Raw genomic sequence first — 3,569 nt, 5'->3', positions numbered from 1 at the left:
GGCCGCCGGCAGCGCCACCCGCCGCGCCGGCTGGATCGTCTACGCCGCCCTCGGGGTCGTGCTGCTGATCTCGGTCTTCCCGCTGTACTACACGCTGCTGCTCGGCTCGTCGGACCCGGTCGAGATCTCGCGCAACCCCGTGCCGCAGTGGCTTCCGGACCTCTCGCTGTTCACCCAGTTCCAGACGGTCATCGAGTCGACCCAGATCAACTTCTGGAAGGCCCTGGCCAACTCGCTGATCATCGCCGTCGTCGTCTCGGCCGCGGTCGTACTGTTCTCGACGCTCGCCGGCTACTCGTTCGCGAAGCTGCGCTTCCGCGGCCGCGGCCCGCTGCTCGTGTTCGTCATCGCCACGATGGCGGTGCCTACCCAGCTCGGCGTCATCCCGATGTACATCCTCATGTCGGACCTCGACTGGATCGGGAAGCTCCAGGCCGTCATCGTGCCGGCCCTGGTCACCGCCTTCGGCGTGTTCTGGATGACGCAGTACCTGTCCGAGTCGCTGCCGTACGAGCTGATCGAGGCCGCCCGCGTGGACGGCGCCTCGATGATCCGCACGTTCTGGAGCATCGCGCTGCCCGCGGCGCGCCCCGCGGCGGCCATGCTCGGCCTGTTCACGTTCGTCCAGCAGTGGACCAACTTCTTCTGGCCGTCGATCGTGCTCAACTCGAGCAACCCGACGCTGCCGCTCGTCGTAAAGTCGCTTCAGTCGAACTACTTCGTGGACTACTCGTTGGTCATGGGCGGTGTGTTCCTCGTGACGCTGCCGCTGCTGGTGATCTTCGCGTTCGTCGGCAAGCAGCTCGTCGCAGGCATCATGCAGGGAGCCGTGAAGGGATGACCCAGATGACCCGCGAGCTCACGCAGAGCTTCAAGACCGACCCGACGGCTGTGCGCGTCCCCGCCCAGGGCATCGCGCTGCCGTACACGCCGACGGCGCCGCGCACGACGCCGTCGGCCAACGCCACCGGGGACGTCGCCTTCCCGGACGGCTTCCTCTGGGGGGCGGCCACCGCCGCCTACCAGGTGGAGGGCGCCGCCCACGAGGACGGCCGCGAGGACTCCGTGTGGGACGTGTTCGCGAAGGTTCCGGGCGCCGTCCTGAACCAGGACGACGGCGAGGTCGCCTGCGACCAGTACCACCGCTACCCCGCCGACGTCGCGCTCATGAAGGACCTCGGCATCAAGGCCTACCGGTTCTCGACGTCGTGGTCCCGCGTGGTCCCCGGCGGGCGCGAGGTCAACCCGGCCGGCCTGGCCTACTACGACCGGCTCGTGGACGAGCTGCTGGGCGCGGGCATCCTGCCCTGGCTCACGCTCTACCACTGGGACCTGCCGCAGGCGATCGAGGCCGAGTCCAACGGCTGGGTGAACCGCGACACCGCCTACCGGTTCCGCGACTACGCGGTGACGATGCACGAGGCGATCGGCGACCGCGTCGACGTGTGGACCACGCTCAACGAGCCGTGGTGCGCCGCGTTCCTCGGCTACACGGGCGGCCAGCACGCGCCGGGCCGGCAGTCCCGCGAGGACGGCCTGGCCGCCGCGCACCACCTCATGCTCGCCCACGGCCTGGCGGTGCAGGCACTGCGCGAGCGTGCGCCGGACGCGAACCTGGGCATCACGCTCAACTTCGAGGTCGAGGACCCGCTGAACCCGGACGACCCCGCCGACGTCGACGCCGCGCGCCGGCTCGACGGCGGGTTCACCCGCATCTTCGCCGACCCGATCCTGCGCGGCGCCTACCCGGCCGACGTGCTGGACGACGTGCGTGAGTACGGGCTGGAGCGGCACATCCAGGAGGGCGACCTCGAGATCATCTCGACGCCCATCGACTCGCTCGGCGTGAACTACTACCACGGCAACGCCGTCGCCGCGGTGCCTGCCGAGCACCCGCTGGAGGGCGGGGCGCCGGTGACCCGGCCGTCGTCGTCCCCGTTCCCGGGCGGTGACGGCGCGTACACGCACCCGCGCGGGCTCCCCGTCACGGACCAGAACTGGGAGGTGCAGCCCGAGGGGCTGACCCGCCTGCTGCTGCGTCTGCAGAAGGACTACACGGGACCGCGCGGCATCGCCCTGTACGTGACCGAGAACGGCAGCGCCTACGAGGACGTCGCGGACGCGGACGGGTTCGTGGACGACCAGCAGCGCCTGGAGTTCGTCGACGTGCACCTGCGCGCCGTCAAGGACGCCATCGACGAGGGCGCCGACGTGCGCGGCTACTTCGGCTGGTCGCTGCTCGACAACTACGAGTGGGCCTGGGGCTACGGCAAGCGCTTCGGCCTCGTGCGGGTCGACTACGAGACGCAGGAGCGCACCGTCAAGGCGTCCGGTCGCTGGTACGGTCGGGTCGCACGGGCCAACGCTGTTCCGGAGCGATCTCTGGCGCCCGAGCCGTACCCGACCGACGAAGACGGCGGAGACAAGGCGGTTCGCACGGCGTGACGACCTCAGGCCCACCCACCCTCGATGACGTGGCACAGGCGGCCGGAGTGTCCCGGTCGACCGCGTCGCGCGCCATCAACGGCGGCCTGCGCGTCTCGCCCGAGGCACAGGCGGCGGTGGACGACGCCGTCGCCAGCCTCGGGTACGCACCGAACCGTGCCGCCCGGTCCCTGGTGACCCGGCGGACCGACTCGATCGCCCTCGTGGTGCCCGAGCCGGACCAGCGCATACTGACCGACCCGTTCCTCTCCGGCACCCTCGCGGGAGTCAGCGAGGGGCTGGCCGGGACGGACCTCCAGCTCGTCCTGCTGCTCGCCCGCCCGGGCGAGCAGCGGGGGCGGGTCGGCCGCTACCTGCGCAGCGGCCACGTGGACGGCGTGATCGTCGCCTCCCACCACAAGGGCGACCAGCTCGAGACGGAGCTCGGGCCGGCGGCCCTGCCGGCCGTCTTCGTCGGCCGGCTGTTCGAGCCCGACCCGAACTTCTCGCGCGGCCTGCACTACGTCGACGTCGACAACGTGACGGGCGGCCGCATCGCCACCCAGCGGATGATCGACCGCGGCCGACGGCGCATCGGCACCATCACCGGACCGCTCGACATGCCCGCGGGCGTGGACCGGATGACCGGCTGGCGCGACGCCCTGCGCGACTCCGGCCTGCCCGACGACGCGATGGTCGAGGGCGACTTCACCGTCGCGGGGGCGCACGTGGCGGCCACCCGGCTGCTGGACCAGCACCCCGACCTCGACGGCATCTTCGCGGCGTCCGACCTGATGGCCGAGGCCACGCTGCGGGTGCTCGCCGAGCGCGGCCGCTCCGTGCCCGGCGACGTCTCCGTGGTGGGGTTCGACGACCTCGGGATCGCCGAGACGACGTCGCCGCGGCTCACGACCGTGCACAACCCGGTGGTGCAGATGGTCGGCGCCGCCACGAGCATGCTCGTGGACCTGGTCGCGGGCCGGCCGGTCCGCGACGAGCGCCGCGTCTTCGCCCCGCGCCTGGTCGAAGGCGAGTCGGCCTGACCCGCCGCCGCTGGTCGAGCGTGTCGAGGTCGCGGCAGAGCACCTACGAATGCGGGGTGTGTTGCTCTGCGTAGACAGTGTCTACGCAGAGCAACACACCCC

Annotated in this window: 3 protein-coding genes; all 3 read left to right on the top strand. The window is 71.4% G+C overall.

Annotated features, from left to right (window positions below; genetic code table 11):
* Window positions 1-841: carbohydrate ABC transporter permease (locus tag PROKR_RS22015; protein WP_051433236.1), on the top strand; the 841-nt coding region annotated here is incomplete at its 5' end.
* Between the two features lie 5 nt (window positions 842-846).
* Entirely contained in the window at window positions 847-2,445 is a 1,599-nt protein-coding gene (locus PROKR_RS22010) for a GH1 family beta-glucosidase (RefSeq protein ID WP_036967527.1), read from the top strand.
* Between the two features lie 29 nt (window positions 2,446-2,474).
* Entirely contained in the window at window positions 2,475-3,467 is a 993-nt protein-coding gene (locus PROKR_RS22005) for a LacI family DNA-binding transcriptional regulator (RefSeq protein WP_084800600.1), read from the top strand.
* Window positions 3,468-3,569 lie beyond the last annotated feature (102 nt).

The sequence above is a fragment of the Promicromonospora kroppenstedtii DSM 19349 genome, from assembly GCF_000515355.1.
Classification (GTDB): domain Bacteria; phylum Actinomycetota; class Actinomycetes; order Actinomycetales; family Cellulomonadaceae; genus Promicromonospora; species Promicromonospora kroppenstedtii.
The sequence above is the reverse complement of the archived record's forward strand: the minus strand, read 5'-3'. Positions and strand labels throughout refer to the sequence as shown.

Bases quoted from the DNA above. Each gene is read 5' to 3' on its own strand.
- PROKR_RS22010 (WP_036967527.1), top strand. From the start codon at position 847: ATGACCCGCGAGCTCACGCAGAGCTTCAAGACCGACCCGACGGCTGTG.